Raw genomic sequence first — 22,807 nt, 5'->3', positions numbered from 1 at the left:
CAAGACCTCTGTGAAGAAGCCGTGCCGTCATCTTAGGAACCCCCCTGCCCCAGCCGAATGCTGCTTTGGTGGCCGCGTTCTAGTTCCTTGGTAGCAAGCCATCCGACGCAGGTCGCAAAGACAGGCGGTTCGGGAAGTCTTCCCGGCGAAGGCGGGACTTTTTCCGTATCGGCCAGGCCATGGCGCGACTCACCCTAGTCAGGCCAAAACCTTTCACTGGGAACTGCCACCATGAGAATAAAAACGCTACCCGCCCTCTCTTCCTTGACCGTTGCCTTGCTGCTGGCCGGTAGTCTGTCGCTGAGCCCCGTGGCCAGCGCTGCCGTCACCTGGGAAGACATCGCCAACGATCACCTGACCACCAAGGACGTGCTGCAATACGGCATGGGCACCAACGCCCAGCGCTGGAGCCCGCTGGCCCAGGTCAACGACAAGAACGTGTTCAAACTGACCCCGGCCTGGTCCTACTCGTTTGGCGACGAGAAGCAGCGCGGCCAGGAGTCCCAGGCCATCGTCAGCGACGGCGTGGTGTACGTCACCGGCTCGTATTCGCGGGTGTTCGCCCTCGACGCCAAGACCGGCAAGCGCCTGTGGACCTACAACCACCGGCTGCCGGACAACATTCGCCCGTGCTGCGACGTGGTCAACCGCGGCGCGGCCATCTATGGCGACAAGATCTACTTCGGCACCCTGGATGCGCGGGTGGTCGCCCTGGACAAGAACACCGGCAAGGTGGTGTGGAACAAGAAGTTCGGCGACCACGCCGGCGGCTACACCATGACCGGCGCCCCGGTGCTGATCAAGGACAAGACCAGTGGCAAGGTGCTGCTGATCCACGGCAGTTCCGGCGACGAGTTCGGTGTGGTCGGGCAACTGTTTGCCCGCGACCCGGACACCGGCGAAGAAGTCTGGATGCGCCCCTTCGTCGAAGGCCACATGGGCCGCCTCAACGGCAAGGACAGTACGCCGACCGGCGACGTCAAGGCGCCGTCCTGGCCCGACGACAAGACCACTGAAACCGGCAAGGTCGAAGCCTGGAGCCATGGCGGCGGCGCACCTTGGCAGAGCGCCAGTTTCGACGCCGAGACCAACACCATTATCGTCGGCGCGGGCAACCCCGGCCCGTGGAACACTTGGGCGCGCACGGCCAAGGATGGCAACCCTCACGATTACGACAGCCTCTACACCTCCGGCCAGGTCGGTGTCGACCCGAGCACCGGCGAGGTGAAGTGGTTCTACCAACACACACCCAACGACGCCTGGGACTTCTCCGGCAACAACGAGTTGGTGCTGTTCGACTACAAGGACAAGGACGGCAAGGTGGTCAAGGCCACCGCCCACGCGGACCGCAACGGGTTCTTCTACGTGGTGGACCGCAACAACGGCAAGCTGCAGAACGCCTTCCCCTTCGTCGACAACATCACCTGGGCCAGCCACATCGACCTGAAGACTGGTCGCCCGGTGGAAAATCCCGGCCAACGTCCGGCCAAGCCATTGCCCGGCGAAACCAAGGGCAAACCGGTGGAAGTCTCGCCGCCCTTCCTCGGCGGCAAGAACTGGAACCCCATGGCCTACAGCCAGGACACCGGGCTGTTCTACGTCCCTGGCAACCAATGGAAAGAGGAATACTGGACCGAGGAAGTGAACTACAAGAAGGGCTCGGCCTACCTGGGCATGGGCTTTCGCATCAAGCGCATGTACGACGATCACGTCGGCAGCCTGCGGGCGATGAACCCCACCACCGGCAAAGTGGTCTGGGAGCACAAGGAAGCACTGCCGTTGTGGGCCGGCGTGCTGGCGACCAAGGGCAACCTGGTGTTCACCGGTACCGGCGATGGTTTCTTCAAGGCCTTCGACGCCAAGACCGGCCAGGAGCTGTGGAAATTCCAGACCGGCAGCGGCATCGTCTCCCCGCCCATCACCTGGGAGCAGGACGGCGAGCAGTACATCGGCGTGACCGTCGGCTACGGCGGCGCCGTGCCGTTGTGGGGTGGCGACATGGCCGAACTGACCAAGCCGGTTGCCCAGGGCGGGTCGTTCTGGGTGTTCAAGATTCCGAGTTGGGATAACAAGGTGGCCCGCCAATAGCCCTTGTGGGAGCGAGCCTGCTCGCGATGGCGGTGGTTCAGTTGGCAGTGATGTTGAATGTGCCGACGGCTTCGCGAGCAAGCCCGCTCCCACAGTTGATGGTTGTCGGACACAAAATCTGTGTCCGCTGCAGATCCCTTGTGGGAGCGGGCTTGCTCGCGAAAGCGATGGTTCAGTCAGCGGTGATGTTGAATGTCCCGCCGCTATCGCGAGCAGGCTCGCTCCCACAGTCAACCGAGTTTACTGCCATGAGATTTCTCCCTCTGCTGCTTCTGCTCATCTGCGTCCATGCCAACGCCGACGACACCGAAACACCTCTGACCATCAACGGCTGCCTCATCGCCGAAGCCAGTCAATGCCCCGGCGCCAACCTGCGTGGCGCAAAACTGGCGAACCAGGACCTGCGCAAAATGAACCTCAGCGGTGCCGACCTGCGCGACGCCGACCTGCGCCATGCGCGACTGGACCTGGCCAACCTTGAAAAAGCCCAGCTACAGGGCGCCAACCTGACCCGTGCCAGCCTGCAACAAAGCAACCTGCGCCTGGCGGATTTCACTGGCGCGACGCTCAAGGCGATCCAGGGTTGGGGCTTGTTCGCCCAGGGTGCGCAGTTCCAGCGTGCCGACCTGACCGCAGCCTATCTTCAGTTCGCTCGCTTGTCCGGCGCGCGACTGCACGAGGCCAACCTGCAAGCCGCTGACCTGGAAATGGCCTGGCTGAGCAAGGCCGACCTCAAGGGCGCCGATCTGCGTGACGCCAACCTGCAAGAAGCCAAGCTCGGCGAAAGCAACCTGGAACAGGCCAACCTGAGCGGTTCTCGCCAGCATTACGGGAATTTTCAGGATGCGAACATGCAGGGTTGTACGGGGTGCCCGACTTCCTGGGATCAGTGAAGGCTCTGGAGCACATAAACCCTGTGGCGAGGGGAGCTTGCTCCCGCTGGGCTGCGAAGCAGCCCTCAATAGGGTCAACTCAATGGACCTGATGCACCGAGGTGCCGGTTTTTGGGGGCGCTTCGCACCCCAGCGGGAGCAAGCTCCCTCGCCACAGTGGATCGTCATCGCCTGGGAATGAGGGTTTTCACCCCGCCACCCGCACCACCCCCATATCAATCCCCAGGTGCACCAGCTCGGCATGGGAGCTAACCTGCAACTTGCTCTTGAGCAGCGTCAGGTGGTTCGACACGGTCTTGGCGCTGATGCACAGCTGTTCGGCGATGGTGCGTGCGGGGGGTGCCCTTGGCGAGCATGACGAAGATCTCCAACTCCCGTTGGGTCATGCATTGCAGGCGTGGGTCGACATCGTGCCTGGAGCTGGCGCAGGCCAGTTGCGTGGCCAGGGACTGTTCGATGTAGGCATGGCCGGCCAGCACCCGGCGTACTGCTTCCACCAGCACCTGGGGCGCCGAATTCTTGGTCAGGTAGCCCATAGCACCGGCGTCCAGCGCCTGGCGTACCAACGGCAATTCATCGTGCATGCTGAAGAACAGCACGCGCAGTTGCGGCAGGCGCTGGCGTAATCGCCGCGTGGTTTCCAGGCCGCTGATACCGGGCAGGCCGAAGTCCATGATCACCAGGTGCGGCACCTGCTCCTGCACCAGGCTCAAGGCCTCCTCTCCGGTGGCCGCTTCGCGGACCAGCAGGTCCGGCATCAACACCCGCAGAAGGCTGGCATAGCCCTGCCGCACCACCGCGTGGTCATCCACCAACAAAATGTTCATCACGCCTCCAAGGCAATATTCAAGGCCAGCGCCCAACCGGCGCCAGGCTGGCTGATGATGCGCAACTCGCCCCCCAGGCTGCGGGCCCGCTCGGACATCGAGTGCAAGCCAACGCCTGCTCGTGCCGGTTGCGTGGCCCCACGGCCATTGTCACGCACCAGCAGGCGCAAGCGTCCGGCACGGTGTTGCAGGCGAATGCGCACCTCGCTGGCGCCCGCATGGCGGGCGACGTTGGTCAGGGCTTCCTGCAACAAGCGATACAGATGGGTCTTGTCGGCACCGGACAACGGCGGCAACGCCTCATCGATCGACACCCGACAGGCAATGCCCTGGGTCTTTTGCCATTGCCCCGCCAACACCCCTATGGCATCGCTCAACGACAAGTGCTGCAACACCACCGGGTACAAGTCATGCACCAGCGCCCGGAAGCCATGCTGCAAATGCTCGCAATGGTCTTCGAGCTGGCTGACGGTCTGCTCCAGCGCTTGCGGCTGGTTTGTCACCAGGCGCAGCAGGCAGGCATGAGCGCGAATGCCGGCCACGTATTGGCCCAGGTCATCGTGCAGGGTCTGGGCCAGCCGGGTACGCTCCTGTTCCTGCACCGCCAGCAAGGCCTGGGTGAGCCGGGCGTTGTCAGCCTGGGCCTCGGCCAGGGCGGCGGTCATGCGGTTGAAGTACCTCGCCAGTTGCTGCGCTTCCGGGAGCCCCTCAGTGCCCAGGCGTACCTGCAGGTTTCCGGCAGACACCTGACGCAGCGCCTGCAGCAACTCATCGAGCAAACGCATGCCCCGGCGCACCGCCCAGCGGATCACCAGCAGGCTGAGCAACAGCGCCAGGGCGCAAACGCCCAGCAGTTGCACCAATGAATCGAGAATCTCGTCGATTTCATCCCGAGGATCCACGGCAATCCAGGCCCGCCGACCGTCAGGCAAATCCACCACCTGGGCGACGGGCCCATCCTCCAGGAGTCGACGACCGAACCAGGCCTTTATCCCTTTCTCATCCGCCGGAAACAGCTCCCCAGGGGCCAACCAGTGGACCCGCACATGACGCAGGCTACCGGTCAAGCGCATCTGGAGACTGGCCGGGTCGCGCTCGGCGGTTTCGCGCAGGTAATGCACCACCGACTCGGCCGATTGCAGTTCTCGTCTCACATCGGTCGTGGCTTGGTGCAACAACAGGACGGCACAGGCCAGGGTGACCAGGGCGAAAAAGGCTGACACCCAGAGGTTGATGCGCCAGAGGGCTGACATGGTTAGCGGCCCATTGCCGGGATGAACTCACATCCGCGCCGGACACAAATCCCTTGTGGGAGCGAGCCTGCTCGCGATAGCGGTGGGTCAGTCGACAATAATGTTGGATGTGAGGCCGCTATCGCGAGCAGGCTCGCTCCCACCGGGGTTACGGGGTGGCCGCAGCTTTTATGTCCATTGCACCCGATTTTTTTACCGGCCAGCCGGTCAACGCCAACCAGGCTCAGGATCAGCAGAAACGGCAGCAGCAGCGCTTTGAGAATCCGCATGGTCGTCCCTCCTGGTCAATGACGATGCCTTGCATGCTAAAACCCCGGCCGCCAAGGCGAGTTACTACCTTGGTACTGCACCGGCGGTACTTTCTACATATTTCCCCCGCCCCCCTGGCTTCCTATGCTGGCGCTACCCGCAATGGAGGATGTCATGCGCCGGCTCGTCAGTTACGCCTTGGTTTCTCTGCTGGCAGCGGCAACCGCTCACGCTGGCGATGCCACACCGCTGCAAGTGCGCATCGGCTACCTGGGCTATCGCCCCGACCCCGGCCCGCTACTGTCCAACGTCATTGCCGAACCGGCCGATGCCGGCTTGCGCGGTGCTGAACTGGCGATCATCGACAGCAACAGCACCGGACGTTTTCTCAATCACGACTACCGCCTGGAAAGCGCCAGCGTCGACACTCCCGAAGCGCTGCTCCAGGCCGCCCGCGCCCAACACGACCAGGGCCTGCGGCTGTTCGTGGTCAATGCACCGACCGCCAGCCTGCGCCAGCTCAGCGCCGCCCTGCCCGACAGCCTGCTGTTCAACGCCGGCAGCCCCGACGACAGCCTGCGTACCACCGACTGCCTGGGCAACGTGCTGCACAGCCTGCCCGACCGCGCCATGCTCGCCGATGCTCTGGTGCAATTCAGCGTCGTGCGTAAATGGCAGCGGGCCTTGCTGATCGTGGGCCAGACGCCCGAGGACCAGGCCTATGCCGCCGCATTGCGCCGGGCGATGAAACGCTTCGGCATGAAAATCGTCGCCGAGAAGGCCTGGCAGTTCGACAACGACCAGCGTCGCAGCGCCCAGGCCGACATGCCGCTGTTCACCCAGACCGCCGAGTACGACGTGGTGCTGGTGGCCGACGAGCGCGGCGACTTCGGCGAATACTTGCCCTACCAGACCTGGTACCCACGCCCGGTGGCCGGCACCCAAGGGCTGACGCCCACCGGTTGGCACAAGACCGTGGAAACCTACGGCGCGGCGCAGTTGCAAAAACGCTTCGAAGCCCTGGCCGGACGCTGGATGAACGACCGCGACTTCGCCGCCTGGATCGCCGTGCGCAGCATCGCCAGCGCGGTGAGCAAGTTGCGTCAGGACGACCCGCTCGCTATCCGCCAACTGGCCCTCAGCGACCAGTTGCCCCTGGACGGTTTCAAGGGCCGCAAGCTCAGCTACCGGCCCTGGAACGGCCAACTGCGCCAACCGATTCCCCTGGTCCAGCCCCGGGCATTGGTCAGCACCTCGCCCCAGGACGGTTTCCTCCACCCTACCAATGAAATGGACAGCCTGGGCTATGACCAGCCCGAGGTGAGCTGCCGTTACCCCTGATCGATAACAACAATAAGGAAACCGCCATGCGTCGCTCCCTGATTTACCCGGCCCGGCTCTGCCAAGCCCTCGCCCTGGGCGCTGCCCTGCTGGCCGCTGGCCCCGCCGCCGCCAGCATCGCCTGGGTCTCCAACGAGAAAGACAACAGCCTGAGCCTGATCGACATGCAAAGCCTGGAAGTCATCGACACCCTACCGGTGGGCCAGCGCCCCCGAGGCCTGTTGCTGTCCCACGACAATCGCCTACTGTACATCTGCGCCAGTGATTCGGACCGGGTCCAGGTGATGGACGTCGCCACCCGCAAAATCATCAAGGAACTGCCCTCCGGCAAAGATCCGGAGCAATTCGCCCTGCACCCCAACGACCGTTGGCTGTATGTGTCCAACGAAGACGATGCGCTGGTGACGGTGATCGACACCCAGACCTCCGAAGTGCTGGGCCAGATCGGCGTGGGTGTCGAGCCCGAAGGCATGGCCGTGAGCCCTGACGGCAAGTGGGCGGTCAACACCAGTGAAACCACCAACATGCTGCACTGGATCGACACCAGCACCCAGACCCTGGCCGACAACACCCTGGTGGACCAGCGGCCGCGCTTCGTCGAATTCAATCGCGACGGTACGCAGCTCTGGGCCTCGGCGGAGATCGGCGGCACGTTGACCGTGCTCGATGTGGCTACGCGTAAAATCCTCAAGACCCTGACGTTCCAGATCAAAGGCGTGCACCCGGACAAGGTCCAGCCGGTGGGCATCAAGCTCAGTGCCGACGGCAAACTGGCGTTCGTCGCGCTGGGCCCGGCCAACCATGTGGCGGTGATCGACGCCAAGACCTTCGAAGTGCTGGATTACCTGCTGGTGGGCCGCCGAGTCTGGCAACTGGCGTTTACCCCGGACCAGAAGCAACTGTTGGCGACAAACGGCGTCAGCGGTGACGTCTCGGTCATCGATGTGGAGAGCCGCAAGGTCCTCAAGTCGGTGAAAGTCGGGCGCTACCCTTGGGGCGTGGTGGTTACGCCATGAACGCCCTGGAAGTCAGCGACCTGAGCTTTGCCTATGGCGCACGCGAAGCCCTCAAACAGATGAGTTTCAGTCTGCCCGCCGGACGTTTCGCCGCGCTGCTGGGACCCAACGGGGCCGGCAAGTCAACGCTGATCGCCCTGCTCACCCGGCTGTATGACTTACAGCACGGCGACATCCGCGTTGGCGGCCACTCCTTGCAAAAGTCACCACGACCGGCCTTGCGCCAGCTGGGCGTAGTGTTCCAACAGAGCACCCTGGACCTGGACCTGAGCATTGAACAGAACCTGCGCTATCACCTGGCGCTGCACGGCTTTTCGCGACGCCAGGGCGCCGTCCGCATCGACGCCGAACTGACCCGCCAGCACCTGACCGAGCGGCGCCACGAGCGGGTGCGCGACCTCAACGGCGGCCATCGACGCCGGGTGGAAATCGCCCGCGCCCTGCTCCATGAACCGCGCCTGTTGCTGCTCGACGAACCCAGCGTCGGCCTCGATCCGGCCAGCCGCCTCGCCCTGGGCCTGCACATCCGGCAACTGTGCAGCGAGCAAGGCATCAGCGTGCTCTGGACCACTCACCTGCTGGACGAAGTGCAGCCCAGCGACGACCTGTTGATCGTGCATCAAGGCCGCCTGGTCGCCAGTGGCCGCGCCGATGCCGTGAGCCTGGAACACGGCGGCAGCCTCGGCTCAGCCTTCACACTCTTGACCGCCAAGGGAGTCCACCCATGAGCGCGTACTGGTATTGTTTCAGCGGCATCGTGACGCGCGAATGGCTGCGCTTCGTGCTGCAACGCACACGGCTGCTCAGCGCCCTGGTGCGGCCACTGCTGTGGCTGCTGGTGTTCGCCGCCGGCTTTCGCGCGGCCCTGGGCATCGCCATCATCGCGCCCTACGACACCTACATCCCCTACGAGGTGTACATCGTGCCGGGGCTGGCCTGCATGATCCTGTTGTTCAACGGCATGCAGGGTTCGCTGTCGATGGTCTATGACCGGGAAATGGGCAGCATGCGCGTCCTGCTCACCAGCCCCCTGCCCCGGGCTTTCCTGTTGGCAAGCAAGTTACTGGCGACCTCGTTGATCTCGCTGTTGCAGGTCTATGCCTTCCTCGCCATCGCCTGGTTGTACGGCATCCAGCCACCGACCATGGGCCTGCTGCTGGCCCTGCCGGCCTTGCTGCTGGTGGCCCTGATGCTCAGCGCCCTGGGCTTGCTGCTGTCCAATGCCATCCGGCAACTGGAGAATTTTGCCGGGGTGATGAATTTCGTGATTTTCCCGCTGTTCTTCCTGTCTTCGGCGCTGTACCCGCTGTGGAAAATGCAGGAAGCCAGCCCGTGGCTGTACTGGCTCTGCGCAGTCAGCCCGTTCACCCATGGCGTGGAATTGGTGCGGTTTGCCCTGTATGAGCGGTTCAACCTGCTGGCGATGGTGGTGTGCGTGGGGTTGACCCTGGTGTTCGCGCTGCTGGCGGTGTGGACGTTCAATCCGCAGCATGCGGCGTTGCGCAAGGCCGGCAGCTAACGCCTCGTTGCACAGTCTGTGGGAGCAAAGCTTGCTCGCGATGGCGGCGGTTCATCCAGAATTGATGTTGACTGGCACACCGTTATCGCGAGCAAGCTTTGCTCCCACAGGGTTCGGTGCATGTTCTCCATGTCGCGCGGGTCTTTAACACTCAAATTACTACTTTAGTACCGGTTTTCCTGTCTATGGTCGCATTCACAAGACCTCGACCCTGGCATGTAATGGGCGCATAACAAAAAGGATAAATCCTATGCCCCGTTTGCTGGCGATCCTCCTGCTGGGCCTGGCGCTGAATGTCGCGCAGGCCGATACCGCGCTGTTTTCAGCACAGGGCTATCGCATCGCCCAATACCGCAGCCCGACGCCCGCCACCGTCGACGGCGCCCAGACCCTCGACACCCAGGCCCTGCAACGCCTGCTTGGCCAAGCCTCCCCCCCGATCCTGATCGACGTCTATCGCCGTCCCTGGGTCCAGGGACGTTTCATCGACAGCGAACCCCATGCCAACCTCCCCGGCAGCCTGTGGCTGGCCAATACCGGTGACGGCGATCTCGACCCTACCTGGCAGGCCTACTTCAGCCATCACCTGCGCACGGCCACCGGCGGGCGGCTGGATCTACCGCTGGTCTTTTATTGCCGCGCCGATTGCTGGCTGAGCTGGAACGCGGTAAAACGCGCCGCGGCCATGGGCTATAACCATGTGTATTGGTACCGCGATGGCCTCGATGCCTGGGAGGCGGCCAACCTGCCCTTGCAAGCGGCCCGGCCCGAACCCTTTCCATGATCATGCAAAAGTGCGTGCAACTGCCCTGCCCCACACGACAATAACGAGGTGAATGGCCATGTATAAAATCCTGATAGCCGACGATCACCCACTGTTTCGCGAAGCCATCCACAACGTCATCAGCGACGGTTTTCCTGGCAGCGAGGTCATGGAGACCGCCGACCTGGACAGTGCCCTGGCATTGACTGCCGAGCACGACGACCTGGACCTGATCCTGCTGGACCTGAACATGCCCGGCATGCACGGGCTCAATGGCCTGATCAACCTGCGCAACGAGGCACCTACCATTCCCGTGGTGATCGTCTCCGCCGAGCAGGACAAGCAGGTGGTGCTGCAGGCCATCACCTATGGCGCGGTGGGCTTCATCACCAAATCCTCGCCACGCTCGCAGATGACCGACGCCATCGAGCAGATCCTCAACGGCAACGTGTACCTGCCGCCCGACATCATTCGCACGCAAAAAAAAGCCCGATGGGCCGGCGCCTGAACGAAACCCCGGCGTTCCCGCCGGAACTGCTCCAGGCCCTGACCCGCAAGCAACTGCTGGTACTCGAACGCATGACCAAGGGCGAGTCGAACAAACAGATCGCCTACACCCTGGACATCGCCGAAACCACGGTCAAGGCCCACGTCTCGGCGATCCTGCGCAAGCTCAATGTGCACAACCGGGTGCAGGCGATCCTCAGTGCCGGGGATATTGATTTCGGGGCTTATCTGCGGCGTTGAGGCGCACAACCCTGTGGCGAGGGAGCTTGCTCCCGCTGGGGCGCGAAGCGGCCCTAAACCCTGACAACTCGATATGCCAGACAGACCCTGGGGGCTGCTTCGCAGCCCAGCGGGAGCAAGCTCCCTCGCCACAACAGTGTTCGGCTCAATGGCTCTGGATCTGGCCCAACAGATGACTCATCGCAATCTTCAGCTTCATCGGCCGCACCGGCTTGTGCATCAAGGTGTGCCCGCGCTCGCGGATCTGCTGCTTGAGCTCGTTGCTGTAGTTGGCGGTGATCATCATCGCCGGGATCGGTGAACCCCGGCGGGCGTTGATCCGGGCCACGGCGTCAACGCCGTTCTGATCGTGGTCCAGATGATAATCGGCGATCAGCAGGTCGACCTCGGCATGGTAGTTGTCCACCTGCCGCGCCAGGTCTTGCTCTGACAGCGCGGTCACCACCCGACACCCCCAACCTTCCAGCAAGGTGCGCATACCGGCGCAGATCGCCGCATCGTTATCCAGCACCCAGACCCGCGCTCCGCGCAGTCGCTCGAGCATCGGCTCGCTCATGTCCAGGCATGGCAACGGCTTGGGCGCGGTGGCGCTCAAGGGTACTTCGACGGCGAACATCGAGCCCTTGCCCGGCCAGGAGCGCACCTGGATCCGGTGCCCGAGGATCCCGGCGATCTTCTCGACGATCGCCAGGCCCAGGCCCAACCCACGGTCCTGATTCGGCCGCTGTACGTCGCCGCGCTTGAACTCCTGGAATATTTCCTCCAGACGGTCTTCGGCAATACCGATGCCGCTGTCCCAGACCTGGATCGAAACACTCTGGCGATGCCGCCGGCAGCCCAGCACGACACGGCCGCTGGGGGTATAGCGAATGGCATTGGTCAGCAAATTGCGCAGGATCCGCGCGAGCAATTGCATGTCGCTGCGCACCAACACTGAACAGCCGACATAGTGCAGCGCCAGCCCTTCGCTACGGGCGACCTGGACATACTCGGCGGCGAGGTTATCGAGCAACTCGCTGAGGCCGAACGGTGCGACATCGGCCTTGATCACCCCGGCGTCCAGCTTGGATATGTCCACCAGGGTGCCCAACAGATTCTCCACGTCCTGCAGCGAATTGCTGACGTTGCGCACCAGCTGCGTGTTGGCCACCGGCTCGCGGCGCTCCAGCAGCGCACTGGTGAACAGCCGGGCGGCGTTGAGCGGTTGCAGCAGGTCATGGCTGACCGCGGCGAGGAACTTGGTCTTCGACAGGTTGGCCTGCTCGGCCTCGCGCTTGGCCTCGCGCAGGCGCAATTCCACACGGCTGCGCTCGTCGATCTCGCGCAACAACTGATCGTTGAGGGTGGTCAGTTCGGCGGTGCGCTCCTGGACCCGCTGCTCCAGGTTCTGATAGGCCTGGTGCAGCGCTTCGGCGGTGCGGCGGCGTTCGGTGATATCGCGGATCAGCACGAAGATCCCCACCACTTCGCCGTTGGCCAAGCGATTCGGTACATAGGAGCGCAGCATGTAGCGCTCCTGGTTGTTGATGTTGGTCTCGGCGAATTCGAACGTCACGCTCTCGCCCGCCAAGGCCCGGGCCACGTAGGCCTCCAGGCGCTGGTAATGCTGTTCGCTGTGGGCTTCGCGCAGGCTCTGGCCAAGCATCACGCCACGGGGCCAGCAATACCACTGCTCGTAGACCTTGTTGGTGAATTCGTAGACCAGGTCGGCATTGAGGTAGGCGATCAGCGCCGGCACATGGTCGGTGATCAGGCGAATCCAGCGCTCGCTTTCGCTCAGGGCCTCGGCGTGCTGGTAGCGCTCGGTGATGTCGGTAAAGGTGTTGACGTAGCCACCGGTAGGCAGTGGATGTGTGCGGATCTCCAGGACCCGGCCATCGGACAGGCGCTGCTCACATTCGTGGATCAGCCGGCCGTTACTGTCGCGGCTGGCCGGGGTCAACAATTGCAGTTCGCTGTCGGCGATCACTTCGTTGAACGGCCGATGAGCCGCCACCGGGGCCAGGCCGCTGAGTTCGAGGAAGCGCCGGTTCCACAGCTCCAGCACACCTTGGGCGTTGACCATCGCCACGCCTTGGGACAGGTTGTCCACCGCCCGCTGCAACAAGTGGGACTTCTGCGCGATGGCCTGCTCGCGGCGCACGGTTTCACTGAGCTTGACGTCGGTGATGTCGGTGAACAGGATCACCCGTCCACCTTCCTGGGTCGGCCGCTCGCTGACTTGCAGCCATCGCCCATTTTGCAAGCGATACAGCACATGCTCATCGGCCTGGCCGCGGGGTTCTTCGCTGAACAGCCCGTTGGCGGTCATCAGGCGCTTGACCTCGGACAGACGCATGCCAGCGATGATGCGCACCCGGCTGTTGGCCCAGAAGGCCTTGAAGCGGCTGTTGAACAGGACAATGCGTTGCTGCTCGTCGAACAGCACAAAGGCATCGGAAATGCTTTCGATCGCATCGATCAAGTGCCGATGAGCCGTTTCCGCCCGCAGCCGCGCCTCGCCCAGCAAGTGATTGCCCGCCTTGAGCTCGGCCATGGCCTGGTTCAGGGCATCGGTGCGCTCGCGCACCTGTTCGGCCAGCACCACCGAGTGCTGGAACGCCGCATAGGGGTCGTTGCCTCGGGTTACGCCGGACTCCACCCGCTCGATCAGCGCCTCGTTGATGCGCCGCAGCTTGCGGTTTTCGTGCTGCAGGCTGGCGAGTTGGGCCTGCAGCTCAGCGATGTCCGGGGACGCGATGTCGGGCAATGGCAACTCCGGTGAACGTCTGGTTGATATGCATGCCATTGAACTGTTCTCCATAGGTGTTGAACCCCATCACCCGTTGTTCGCGCAGGAATTGGCCGATCTGCTCCAGGCCGCCGCGATCTTCCAGCTCCAGGCGCCGGAGGAAGCAATCGCAGCCGATGGTCAGCAGCAAGTCGCCGAGGCGCGCCTGCAAGCCGTCGAACAGGCTTTGCAGGTTGTGCAGCAACGGGCCGGGGGTCATCGCAGTGAGGACGATGCCGTTCTCCACCGCGCAGTAGAAACTCAGGCTCAGGTCCGGGTGCACCTGCTGGATCGCCCGTACGTAGTACTGGTCGTTGATGCGCACCGCCAGTGGATGGGCGGCGAAGACCCGGTAGTCGAGTGCGCTCACTGGCACGCCGATATGCCGGGCGTATTCTTCGGCAGCGGGTTCGGCGTTGAGCTCATAGACCCGTCGTGAGGTACTGTCGGCGCCAGTCACCACCAACTTCTCTTGCCGGGGCAGGATGTGATGGGTGGTGAAGACTTCGAACTCCAGCCAGGTGTTGATCAGCAACACCACGGCCGCGCCGCTGTGGAACTGGCCTTCGAAGTACACATGGGTGTGGGTCAGGTAGTTGTCATCACCGGCCGAACCACCGAAATGTGGGATGTCGCCCAGCGCGGCGCTCAACGCCGCCAGTACCATTTCCTCGCGACTGGACAGGCCATCGAGCAGGGTCAAGGCGAAACTGTGGCCCTTGATCGGCGCCAAGGCGTTGCTGCGGCAGCCGCTCGCCAGGCGCTCGACCATTTGCTGGGCGTCGATCAGGCTGAAGTGCTCCATTTCGCCGATCAGCTCGGCGGCAATGGAAAAGTGCCGATGATCGAACCCCACCGCCGTCACGCAATTGCGGCCGTAGCCCTGGGTGGTGATTTCACCGGCGCTGGTACAGCCCACCAGGCGAATCCCGCCGAAACTCTGGGACAACGCCTGGCCGAGGGCCGGCAAGTCGTACTCGGCGGAACAGAAAAACAGCACGAAGCCCAGGTACGGGTGCAACAACTGCCGCGCCAACTCCTGGGCCACCTGCTGGACGTCCGTGGCCTGGGACATGGCACTCACCACACCTTCGCTCTGGGCCTGCTGCATCTTCGCCTCCGGCGGGTGCGTGATAGGAGCCCTGAGTGTACGAAGCCGCGCCGGGTCGACGAATGCTACTTGGGTAGCGGGTGGACGCTTCCATGGGATGAGATTACTCCCGCTATGTGGGAGCAAGGCTTGCCCGCTATAGAGGCGATGCGGTCTGGCAGAATCGAGGCGCCTCTATCGCGAGCAAGCTTTGCTCCCACAAGCGTCCTTGCCACAAGAGCCGTTCGGTGTGCAGACAATATCAGTGGCTCATCGGCGACATGGCCGTGGCCTGCCCCAGCAGCTTCTGATCAATGTCTTCCAGGCGCAGCACCCGACCGCCGGTATCGCTGGCGAGTTTCTGTGCCGCCTGGGGGTCGGAGAACGAGGCCAGTACGACGCCCATGGCGCCTTTGAGCCCGCTACCGATGACGAAGTAGGCAGTCCGGGCGTCGATCAGGTGAGCGTCATCCGGCGTATTCCAATGGCTGCGGCCCATGTCGTGGACATACAGCTTGACGTCGGCCCGATGGTTTTCCGGTTGCAACCACCAGCCCAGCATCTCTGCCGGCGAGCAGAATTTCTTCACGCCATCGGTCCCGACTGCCGCGCCCTTGGGGCCGGGAAAGTCGGTGATGACCATGCCGCACACATGGCACTCATCGCTGGGATGAAACGCCAGCGTCGCCTCACTGGTCGCCGGTGGCTCGGCCTTGCCGCAAGCCGCCAGCGCCAGGCACATCAATAATCCGGCCATGAGGCGGCCCGTCTTGAAGTACACCCTGTTCATCGTTGCATGCTCCCTTGATCAAGTTTAGAAATTCACGGGCACCGGCGATTGAACAACCGATAGGCCAGCCACAACGGAACCGCCATCCACAGGCCCAGGCACAGCCAGAGCAAAGGCCCCGACACCGGCAAGTCGCTGCCCAGGGTCAGCACCGCGGCGCCACTGGACGCGGCATCGAACCCGGACAGGTTGATCAGCCGATACACGTCGGTAGGGTTGAACAGCAGCAGCCATGGCAACAGCTCCGGGTTGAACCGCCCTTCGCTCAACACCAGCAACGCCAGCAAAGCCAGGTCGAACACCAGCACGAAGAAAAACCAGACCCCCAGGGCCAATCCGGCCGCGGTGGATTTTTCTGCCGACAAGCTGCTCAGCACGTAGGCCAACCCGAGGAAAACCCAGCCCAGCAGTGTGCTGGACACCATGAATCGACCGAAGGCCCAGAGCAGCAGGCTCAGTTGGACATCGTCCACCAACAGGGCGATGGCGAGCATCGCGCAGCCGAATCCGATAAAGGTGGCCAGGGCCAGGATCAGGCCGTGACCGACAAACTTGCCCAGCAACAGTTGGCCGCGCCCCAACGGGTAGGTCAGCAACAGCAGCAAGGTGCCGCTCTCGTCCTCGCCGACAATCGCGTCATAGGCCAGCAGCAAGGCAATCAAAGGCATCAGGAAGGTCGCCAGGCTGGACAGGCTGGCCACCGTGGCGGGCACCGAGGTAAACCCCAGTTGACCGGACGCCGCCGCACCGAGCCAGGCGATGCCGATCGCCAGCACCGCGAACAACAGGCTGATCGCCAACAACCAGCGATTGCGCAAGCCATCGCTGAATTCCTTGCGGGCCATGTTCCAGACCGGATTCATAGGCTGGCCTCCTCGGCTGCGGCACGGACCATGTAATGCCGGTACAAATCCTCCAGGGACGGCGGCTTGATCTCGACGTCCGTCGGGTCATCCTGGGCCAGTAGTTGGCGCAGCAATTTAAGTTTGCTGCCATCCGGCGCCGACACCTGCACCCCCTCGGCACCCCAACCTTGGGTGGCGTGTCCTTCGCTGCGCCAATGCTGGCGAAGCCAGTCGGCCCGGGACAGGCCCGAGGCGCGGATCAGCGTCGGCAGCCCCGCGTCCTCGCGCAACCGAGCCAGGCTGCCCAGGGCCAACAGGCGACCTCGGGTGAGGATCGCGGCGCGATTGATGTGTGCTTCCACGCCTGGCAAGACGTGAGAACACAGAATGATGCTGGTGCCCTGCCAACGCAGGCGGTCGAGCAATTGATAGAGATCCTGGGTGGCGATGGGGTCCAGCCCCACGGTCGGCTCGTCCAGCAGCAACAGGCGCGGCTGGCCAAGCAGTGCCTGGGCCAGGCCGAGGCGTTGGCGCATGCCCTTGGAATAGGTTCTCACCCGCCGCCGGGCCGCGTCCGCCAGGCCGACTTCTTCGAGCAAACGCGCCACCTGCTCCGGTGCGGCGCCTTTGAGCCGGGCAAAATGATGCAAGGTTTCCAGCCCACTCAACTGCGGATAGAACATGACGTTCTCGGGCAGATAACCGAGCATCTGCCGCACGCTCGGGTCGCTGGGCGCGCGCCCGAAGACACGCACCTCGCCCTCGCTGGCCCGCAGCAAACCGAGGATCAACTTCATGGTCGTGGTCTTGCCCGCACCGTTGTGCCCGAACAGGCCGAGCACCTCGCCCTGGGCCAGGTTCAAGTCCAGCCCGCGCAGCACCGTGACATCGCCATAGCGCTGACTGACACCTTCGATCTCGACGACGTTCAAGACGCGTCCTCCTCAGCACTGTTGCGTTGCGGGGGCTGGACAGGCGTTTCCATCAGCGGATGACTGTCCATCACCCCGGGAGATTTCATCACCGGGAAGGCTCGCTGCACCCAGCGCAGCAGTTCGATTCCCGGACTGTTCATCAACAACCGCACCTGGGGATACAGCCACAGCAGGCGGTCGACGTTGTCGTTGGGTTCATAGGCCACGTCACCCAGGCCGTCGCTATTGCGATCCCAGCCCAGGTAATCGCTCCAGTAATTGCCGCGCCCATCCGCCGACCATTCCTGCAACCGCGTGGCAACGTACTTGACCTGGCGCTGGTTGTGGACGAAGGCATTGCCGGCGATGCGGTTGTCCTCCGAGCCGGCCGTGAGGTGGATGCCCACGGCGCTGCGCTCGAAATGATTGCCTTCGATGCGGTTGAACAACGAGTTGTAAATGAACAGGGCCTTGCCCTCGGCGCCAGTGATCATGGTGTCGCCGGTAGACCCGTCGCGCACATCGGTGACGAAGTTGTCGCGCAGGGTCGAATAGGTGATGTAGTTCATCAGGATCCCGTAGTTCTGATCCTGTTCGGAGCGATTGCCGATGACCGTCAGCTGGCGGCTTTGCATCAACGCATAGCCAGTGCGGGTACGCCGGGTGACGTTGTCCAGCAGGCGATTATCGTTGGCAAACATGTAATGCACGCCGTAGCGCAGGTCCTCCAGGGTATTGCCCTGGAGCAGGTTGCCGCTGGAGGTGTCGATGTAGATGCCGTCACGGGTTTCGCGCACCTGGTTACCGATGACCCGGGCACCGTGCACCGCATACAAATGTATGCCGTTGCCACGGTCCTGGGAACGCAGGTTGGGGTCGCCCTGGATACGGTTGTCGATCAGGCTGACGTTCCGCGTGCCATCGACCCAGATACCAAAGCCCTGGCCCTGCATCCGGTTTCCACGAACCACGGTCCCTTGGGCGACCGGTTGGATGAAAACAGCCGCGTTCATGGCCGTCAGGTCGTGGCCCCAGTCCAGGAACGTACATCCCTGGATCCGCACATTCGGGGCGCGAATGATCAACCCATTCCCCTCACCCTGGCCTTGGAATACCGCATCCGGCGCACACGTGAGGGTCATGGGCTGGTCAATGCTGAACGAGCCCCGGTACTGGCCCGCAGGCAGGCGCCATTGCTGGTCGCCGTCGGCCTGCAAAGGCAAATCGGTGATCGGCTGCGGCGCGCCGAGCGCGCCGCCCGATAACAGGCAAAGCACCAGCGCAATGAGCGGTTGACGAGCTCGGCCCGCAGGTTGCGGCTTGTTCCCGGTCATTGCATCTGTCTCCTTGGCGAGCCGACTCAGGCCCTTTCAACCAACATGCGCCCGACCATTTCCATGTGCAGGGCGTGGCAGAACCAGCTGCAGTAGTACCAATGCAAGCCGGCCTTGTCGGCGGTGAAGGTGATGGACGAGGTCTGTTGCGGGCTGATCTCCATGCTCGCGCCATGGTTGGTCATGACAAAGCCGTGGGTGACGTCCTCGATCTGGTCGATGTTGGTGATGGTCACCGTCACCTCATTGCCCTGCTTGACGGTGAACTCTGTCAGGCCATAAGCCGGCGCCATCGAGGTCATGTACACCCGCACCTTGTTACCGTCGCGGATGACTTTGTTGTCGGTTTCCAGGTTGATACCGTCCTTCTTCGCCCGGGCCACCGTGTCAGCGAAGAATGGATCGTTGCGGTTCCAGATTTTCTGGGTCTTGATCTGGTCGCGCCGGGCGAGGATGCAGTCATGGGGCTCGGCGAAAGTCGGGCCGTCGTGCACCAATTTCATTTCCTCACCGGAAATATCGATCAGTTGATCGTTCTCCGGGTGCAGCGGACCGGTGGGCAGGAAGCGGTCCTTGGAGAACTTGCAGAGCACCACCAGCCACTTGCCGTCTGCATCGCTGGACTCGGTCAAGGAGGCATGGTTGTGGCCCGGTTGGTACTGCACATCGAGTTTCTGCTTGATGTAATTGACCTTCTCGCCCTTGTAGGCGCGAACGGCCTCCTCCATGTTCCATTTCACCACCTGGCTGTCGATGAACAAGGTGGTGTAGGCGTTGCCGCGTCCGTCGAACGTGGTGTGCAACGGCCCCAGGCCCAATTCCGGCTCGGCGACGATGACGTCACGAGGGTCCTTGAGGTGGTCGGCGAACAGATCGTCGAGGCGATCGATGGCGATCATCGAGACGGTTGGCGACAGCTTGCCGTTGGCGATGAAATATTTGCCGTCGGGCGAAGTGTTGCAACCATGGGGGTTCTTCGGCACTGGGATGTAGCGGGTGAATTCAGAGTCCTTGCCATCGACTTTACGACCATCGACCACCGGGACCTTGGAGCCGTCCAGGGTGATGAACTTGCCGGCCTTGATCGCCGCCTCGATGCGCGGGATGTTGTACACCACCACCCAGTCGCGCTCGTTGCGCATCATGCCGCCCAGGTCGTAGGCCTTCTCGGAGTTGTAGCAGGTGCTCGCGGCATATTTGCCGGTGTAGTCGGCATCGGTGTTGTCCAGGTTGCCGTCGACGATCACCTGGAAGGCCATCTCCATCTTCTCGGCATCGATGGCGTTGAACATCGTGAAGCTGTTCTTGTCCTGCAGGTCGAAGGTATGGCCGTCGTTGGGGTGCGGGATCACGAACTCGCCATTGGCGAACACGTACTTGGTGTACGGTACCTTTTGCAGGCGCAGGCCATGGATGGCTTGCACATTGGGGATCGTGAGCATCTTGTCGCACTTCATGATGTCCAGGCGGATGCGCGCGACGCGGGAGTTGGCCTTGTCGTTGATGAACAGGTACTTGCCGTCGTACTTGCCGTCGGTCATGGAGATGTGCGGGTGGTGGCAATCGCCGTTCTGGTATTTGGCGCTGTCGCCCAGGATGCGCTTGCTTTCGTTGGTCAGGCCCCAACCAGTGGCCGAGTCGACGTTGAACACCGGGATGCGCATCAGCTCACGCATCGATGGCACACCCAGCACCCGCACCTCGCCCTGGTGGCCGCCGCTCCAGAAACCGTAGTATTCGTCCAGCTCCCCAGGCCCGACGTGAATCTTGGATTTGGCCTCCTTGGCCGCCGCAGCCCAGGACTCACGGGTGAACGTCCCGGCCCCCAGCGCCGTTGCGCCGGCCAGTACCGCACCCGTTACCGCACCGGTGCCGAGAAAACTGCGCCGACTGACCCCCCTGGGCTCTTCCGCCGCGCCAGGGGTTTGGTTTTTTTTATCGCTCATGTTGTGTGCTCCATGAAGAATGAAACGGTCAAGGGACAGGCCATTGGGGTGCCTCAAGGCGCCGGGTTCACCTGCACCACGGGAATCAGTTGCGGATCGGTCACGGTCGCCTTGCCGCGCTTCTTGCGCTTGTTGATCAGCGGCGGGCATTTGTTTTCGTTGTGCCAGGTCATCTGGCAGTCGAGGCAGTAATGGCATTCGTTGGCGTTGATCCGGCCATCGGGATGAATCGCCTGGATCTCGCATTCCTTGGCGCACAGTTGGCAGGGATTGCCACATTCCTTGCGACGCTTGAGCCAGTCGAACAGCCGTAGCCGGGTCGGCATCGCCAGGGCTGCGCCCAGTGGGCAGACGTAACGGCAATAGACCTTGCGGGTAAACAGGTTGATCACCAGCAGGCCCACTGCGTAAGCCACGAACCACCACTGGCGGTCGAACCTGAGGGTGATGGCGGTCTTGAAGGGCTCGACTTCGGCCAGCCGTTCGGCGGTGGCCATGGACTCCAGCGAAACGCCAAACAGCACCAGCAAAATGATGTACTTGATCGCCCACAGCCGCTCATGAACGGCGAATGGCAACTCGTATTGCGGCACCTTGAGCTTGCGCGCCAGCTCGTTGATCAGCTCCTGCAACGCGCCGAACGGACACAGCCAGCCGCAGAACACTCCGCGTCCCCAGAGCAGAATGCTGCCGGCGGTGAACACCCAGAGAATGAAGATCAGCGGATCGGTGAGGAACAGCTCCCAGCGAAAGCCCTCGAACAAGGCATGGACGAACGTCAGCACGTTGACCACCGACAGTTGCGCCAAGGCGTAGCCGCCAAGGAACACCACGGTGAAGACCAGGTAACCGCGACGCACCCAATGCAACAGTGTTGGCCGCCGGGCCAGTGAATCCTGGAAAAACAGGACCGCCGTCAGCACCAGCAGGGCGATGCCAAGGACAGTGATTTCGACACCTTTCTGATACCAGAGCGTCAGCCACATCGGCCGGCTGGCTTCTTCGGCGGCCGCCAGTTGCTCAGCGGTCGGCAATGGCCGCTCCAGGTACGGCTCGGGCAGTTGGTAGGCCAGCTCGAAGCTGCTGAAGATGCCACTGACCGGCCCGGTCTGGCGGCGTATCAGCAGCTCCAGGCTCCAGGGCGAGCCGGGATCGAAGCGGTGGGACGCGCGGACGATGAAAATCGCCATTTCATCGAACTCAGGCATGTCCTCGACGGCCACGTCATCCAGGCGCTGGAAGTCCATGTCGCGAAAGCTGATGACATCGCCGAACTGGCGCAACAGCACCCGGTCGAAAATGCCGCCGCGCACATAACCCGAGCCCTTGAAGGAATAGCGCCCGCTGCCCATCACGGCAATGGCTTGTTCACCCGGCTTGAGCTCGCTCATCAGCGCGCGGTATTGCGTCTCGCCCAACAGATTGCGGCCGATGGTGGGCGGGTTCAGGTGCGTAACGTAAAGGTCGATAAAGGTATCGTCGGCCTGTTCGGCGCTGGCGACTTCGACCTGTTCGGCCTCGGTGCCTTTGAAGGTGGCGTCCACTTGACCGCGAGTCAGGTGCAGGCGCCGTACAGCGCCGTTGCCGGTCAGGGTCTTCCAGTCGGCAGGCTCGTAGATATCCTCGCGCACACGGGCTGGCGCCACGGCCAACCCGGCATCGCCCTTGACCAGGCCCAGGGACACCGCGACATCATGGGCGGCACGCACGATGACCTCGTTGACCACCATCGCCGTGACGGTGGCCCCCGCAATGGCATCCACCGTCACGGCATTCGGGTCGCTGGAATGCCCCACCACCACCCGCTGGTTGACCTTGATGCCGCTGTAGCGCGCGCTGAATGCATGGAGTTTTTCTTCGGCGATGCCAATCAGCAGAATCGGCTCATGGTGTTCGAGCACATAGGCATCGAGAATCACACCGGTCGGATCGAGGATCACCTGGACATTGATTGGCTTGCCTGAATAGGCGGGAATGTCCACCACGTCCAGGCTTTGGAACACATAACCCAGGACCTTGCCGGCAGCGGACAGCTTGCGCACCTTGAACCGCCCTTCGGGCTCGGAGATCGAGTCGGTCTGCTTCAGGACATGGTGGATGCGCTGTTGCTGGATGTCGCCGTAGTCCTTGGCCTGGGCCAGGCCCGCGAATAAAAACAGGAGGGTGAACAGTGCGCGGAGCCAGAAACGGGATGGGTGCTGCATCACGAAAAGAGGGGTCATGGACGCCAGGTCTTAAAGACAGGATCTTGGCGATCATCGTAGGGTCCGCCCCCCTTATCGGCCCTTGATTGAAATCAACTTGGGAAAAACTTAACCCCTACTCACAAATAACCTGTGGCGAGGGGATTTATCCCCGCTGGGCTGCGAAGCAGCCCCAAAGTCCTTCCCCGCAGTGTGCCAGATTGAATCTGATCAGCCTC

The 22,807-nt window shown here is 62.8% G+C and carries 17 protein-coding genes and 2 pseudogenes; 8 read left to right on the top strand and 11 right to left on the bottom strand.

Annotated elements, in window-relative coordinates; genetic code table 11:
* The first annotated feature begins 231 nt into the window (after positions 1-231).
* Both exaA and GN234_RS02080 read left to right on the top strand, forming a co-directional pair.
* Positions 232-2,088: a quinoprotein ethanol dehydrogenase gene (gene exaA / locus GN234_RS02085; RefSeq protein ID WP_109754246.1), complete on the top strand. Its 1,857-nt coding sequence runs from the start codon at positions 232-234 to the stop codon at positions 2,086-2,088.
* A 248-nt stretch (positions 2,089-2,336) separates the two neighbouring features.
* Entirely contained in the window at positions 2,337-2,981 is a 645-nt protein-coding gene (locus GN234_RS02080; RefSeq protein ID WP_176687744.1) for a pentapeptide repeat-containing protein, read from the top strand.
* Positions 2,982-3,168: 187 nt separating this feature from the next.
* On the opposite strand, the pseudogene GN234_RS02075 reads toward GN234_RS02080, so the two are convergent.
* The 3 genes and pseudogenes from GN234_RS02075 to GN234_RS02065 form a co-directional block, all read right to left on the bottom strand.
* A pseudogene (locus GN234_RS02075) lies at positions 3,169-3,808 on the bottom strand (response regulator).
* Positions 3,808-5,061 carry a HAMP domain-containing sensor histidine kinase gene (locus GN234_RS02070; RefSeq protein WP_176687743.1) on the bottom strand — a complete coding sequence of 418 codons (1,254 nt, stop codon included), beginning with the start codon at positions 5,059-5,061 and terminating at the stop codon, positions 3,808-3,810. The pseudogene GN234_RS02075 and the gene GN234_RS02070 overlap by 1 nt, the downstream one beginning before the upstream one ends.
* A 2-nt stretch (positions 5,062-5,063) precedes the next feature.
* Positions 5,064-5,330 (bottom strand): hypothetical protein, encoded by a 267-nt coding sequence (locus GN234_RS02065; RefSeq protein WP_109754250.1) that lies wholly within the window; start codon positions 5,328-5,330, stop codon positions 5,064-5,066.
* 154 nt (positions 5,331-5,484) lie between these two features.
* Between GN234_RS02065 and GN234_RS02060 the strand changes: the two genes are divergently transcribed.
* The 6 genes and pseudogenes from GN234_RS02060 to GN234_RS02035 all read left to right on the top strand — a co-directional run bounded on the left by GN234_RS02060 (position 5,485) and on the right by GN234_RS02035 (position 10,696).
* Positions 5,485-6,651: an ABC transporter substrate-binding protein gene (locus tag GN234_RS02060; protein WP_176687742.1), complete on the top strand. Its 1,167-nt coding sequence runs from the start codon at positions 5,485-5,487 to the stop codon at positions 6,649-6,651.
* A gap of 26 nt (positions 6,652-6,677) precedes the next feature.
* Positions 6,678-7,667: a YVTN family beta-propeller repeat protein gene (locus GN234_RS02055; RefSeq protein ID WP_109754252.1), complete on the top strand. Its 990-nt coding sequence runs from the start codon at positions 6,678-6,680 to the stop codon at positions 7,665-7,667.
* Positions 7,664-8,395 (top strand): ABC transporter ATP-binding protein, encoded by a 732-nt coding sequence (locus tag GN234_RS02050; protein ID WP_109754253.1) that lies wholly within the window; start codon positions 7,664-7,666, stop codon positions 8,393-8,395. The genes GN234_RS02055 and GN234_RS02050 overlap by 4 nt, the downstream gene beginning before the upstream one ends.
* Complete coding sequence (locus GN234_RS02045) at positions 8,392-9,186, top strand: ABC transporter permease (protein WP_109754254.1); 795 nt, start codon at positions 8,392-8,394, stop codon at positions 9,184-9,186. The genes GN234_RS02050 and GN234_RS02045 overlap by 4 nt, the downstream gene beginning before the upstream one ends.
* A 250-nt stretch (positions 9,187-9,436) precedes the next feature.
* Positions 9,437-9,970, top strand: a complete 534-nt coding sequence (locus GN234_RS02040) for a PQQ-dependent catabolism-associated CXXCW motif protein (RefSeq protein ID WP_116832547.1) — start codon at positions 9,437-9,439, stop codon at positions 9,968-9,970.
* A 58-nt stretch (positions 9,971-10,028) separates the two neighbouring features.
* Positions 10,029-10,696, top strand: a pseudogene (locus tag GN234_RS02035) (response regulator).
* Positions 10,697-10,841: 145 nt separating this feature from the next.
* Here the strand turns inward: GN234_RS02035 and nahK are convergent.
* The 8 genes from nahK to nosR form a co-directional block, all read right to left on the bottom strand.
* Positions 10,842-13,484 (bottom strand): hybrid sensor histidine kinase/response regulator NahK/ErcS', encoded by a 2,643-nt coding sequence (nahK, locus tag GN234_RS02030; RefSeq protein WP_411828781.1) that lies wholly within the window; start codon positions 13,482-13,484, stop codon positions 10,842-10,844.
* Entirely contained in the window at positions 13,414-14,577 is a 1,164-nt protein-coding gene (gene nosP, locus GN234_RS02025; protein ID WP_109754257.1) for a nitric oxide-sensing protein NosP, read from the bottom strand. The genes nahK and nosP overlap by 71 nt, the downstream gene beginning before the upstream one ends.
* A gap of 241 nt (positions 14,578-14,818) precedes the next feature.
* Positions 14,819-15,346, bottom strand: coding sequence for a nitrous oxide reductase accessory protein NosL (locus GN234_RS02020; RefSeq protein ID WP_176687741.1), 528 nt, complete (start codon positions 15,344-15,346; stop codon positions 14,819-14,821).
* Between the two features lie 32 nt (positions 15,347-15,378).
* On the bottom strand, positions 15,379-16,209 hold the full coding sequence (locus tag GN234_RS02015) for an ABC transporter permease (protein ID WP_116832550.1): 831 nt from the start codon (positions 16,207-16,209) through the stop codon (positions 15,379-15,381).
* Entirely contained in the window at positions 16,206-17,123 is a 918-nt protein-coding gene (locus GN234_RS02010) for an ABC transporter ATP-binding protein (RefSeq protein ID WP_116832551.1), read from the bottom strand. Before GN234_RS02010 ends, GN234_RS02015 begins: the two co-directional genes overlap by 4 nt.
* The gene (locus tag GN234_RS02005) at positions 17,120-18,439 is read right to left on the bottom strand and encodes a nitrous oxide reductase family maturation protein NosD (RefSeq protein ID WP_176687740.1); all 1,320 of its coding nucleotides are present in this window, start codon (positions 18,437-18,439) and stop codon (positions 17,120-17,122) included. Before GN234_RS02005 ends, GN234_RS02010 begins: the two co-directional genes overlap by 4 nt.
* A gap of 26 nt (positions 18,440-18,465) precedes the next feature.
* Positions 18,466-20,385 carry a TAT-dependent nitrous-oxide reductase gene (gene nosZ / locus GN234_RS02000; RefSeq protein ID WP_176687739.1) on the bottom strand — a complete coding sequence of 640 codons (1,920 nt, stop codon included), beginning with the start codon at positions 20,383-20,385 and terminating at the stop codon, positions 18,466-18,468.
* A gap of 53 nt (positions 20,386-20,438) precedes the next feature.
* Positions 20,439-22,607, bottom strand: coding sequence for a transcriptional regulator NosR (nosR, locus tag GN234_RS01995; protein WP_233459521.1), 2,169 nt, complete (start codon positions 22,605-22,607; stop codon positions 20,439-20,441).
* Positions 22,608-22,807 lie beyond the last annotated feature (200 nt).

This window comes from Pseudomonas bijieensis (genome assembly GCF_013347965.1).
Lineage (GTDB): Bacteria > Pseudomonadota > Gammaproteobacteria > Pseudomonadales > Pseudomonadaceae > Aquipseudomonas > Aquipseudomonas bijieensis.
The sequence above is the reverse complement of the archived record's forward strand: the minus strand, read 5'-3'. Positions and strand labels throughout refer to the sequence as shown.

What these genes read in the sequence shown, in the direction of transcription:
- exaA (WP_109754246.1), top strand. Translation starts at nt 232, where the DNA reads ATGAGAATAAAAACGCTACCCGCCCTCTCTTCCTTGACCGTTGCCTTG.
- GN234_RS02080 (WP_176687744.1), top strand. Translation starts at nt 2,337, where the DNA reads ATGAGATTTCTCCCTCTGCTGCTTCTGCTCATCTGCGTCCATGCCAAC.
- GN234_RS02070 (WP_176687743.1), bottom strand. Translation starts at nt 5,061, where the DNA reads ATGTCAGCCCTCTGGCGCATCAACCTCTGGGTGTCAGCCTTTTTCGCC.
- GN234_RS02065 (WP_109754250.1), bottom strand. Translation starts at nt 5,330, where the DNA reads ATGCGGATTCTCAAAGCGCTGCTGCTGCCGTTTCTGCTGATCCTGAGC.
- GN234_RS02060 (WP_176687742.1), top strand. Translation starts at nt 5,485, where the DNA reads ATGCGCCGGCTCGTCAGTTACGCCTTGGTTTCTCTGCTGGCAGCGGCA.
- GN234_RS02055 (WP_109754252.1), top strand. Translation starts at nt 6,678, where the DNA reads ATGCGTCGCTCCCTGATTTACCCGGCCCGGCTCTGCCAAGCCCTCGCC.
- GN234_RS02050 (WP_109754253.1), top strand. Translation starts at nt 7,664, where the DNA reads ATGAACGCCCTGGAAGTCAGCGACCTGAGCTTTGCCTATGGCGCACGC.
- GN234_RS02045 (WP_109754254.1), top strand. Translation starts at nt 8,392, where the DNA reads ATGAGCGCGTACTGGTATTGTTTCAGCGGCATCGTGACGCGCGAATGG.
- GN234_RS02040 (WP_116832547.1), top strand. Translation starts at nt 9,437, where the DNA reads ATGCCCCGTTTGCTGGCGATCCTCCTGCTGGGCCTGGCGCTGAATGTC.
- nahK (WP_411828781.1), bottom strand. Translation starts at nt 13,484, where the DNA reads ATGGCATGCATATCAACCAGACGTTCACCGGAGTTGCCATTGCCCGAC.
- nosP (WP_109754257.1), bottom strand. Translation starts at nt 14,577, where the DNA reads ATGCAGCAGGCCCAGAGCGAAGGTGTGGTGAGTGCCATGTCCCAGGCC.
- GN234_RS02020 (WP_176687741.1), bottom strand. Translation starts at nt 15,346, where the DNA reads ATGAACAGGGTGTACTTCAAGACGGGCCGCCTCATGGCCGGATTATTG.
- GN234_RS02015 (WP_116832550.1), bottom strand. Translation starts at nt 16,209, where the DNA reads ATGAATCCGGTCTGGAACATGGCCCGCAAGGAATTCAGCGATGGCTTG.
- GN234_RS02005 (WP_176687740.1), bottom strand. Translation starts at nt 18,439, where the DNA reads ATGACCGGGAACAAGCCGCAACCTGCGGGCCGAGCTCGTCAACCGCTC.
- nosZ (WP_176687739.1), bottom strand. Translation starts at nt 20,385, where the DNA reads ATGAGCGATAAAAAAAACCAAACCCCTGGCGCGGCGGAAGAGCCCAGG.
- nosR (WP_233459521.1), bottom strand. Translation starts at nt 22,607, where the DNA reads ATGACCCCTCTTTTCGTGATGCAGCACCCATCCCGTTTCTGGCTCCGC.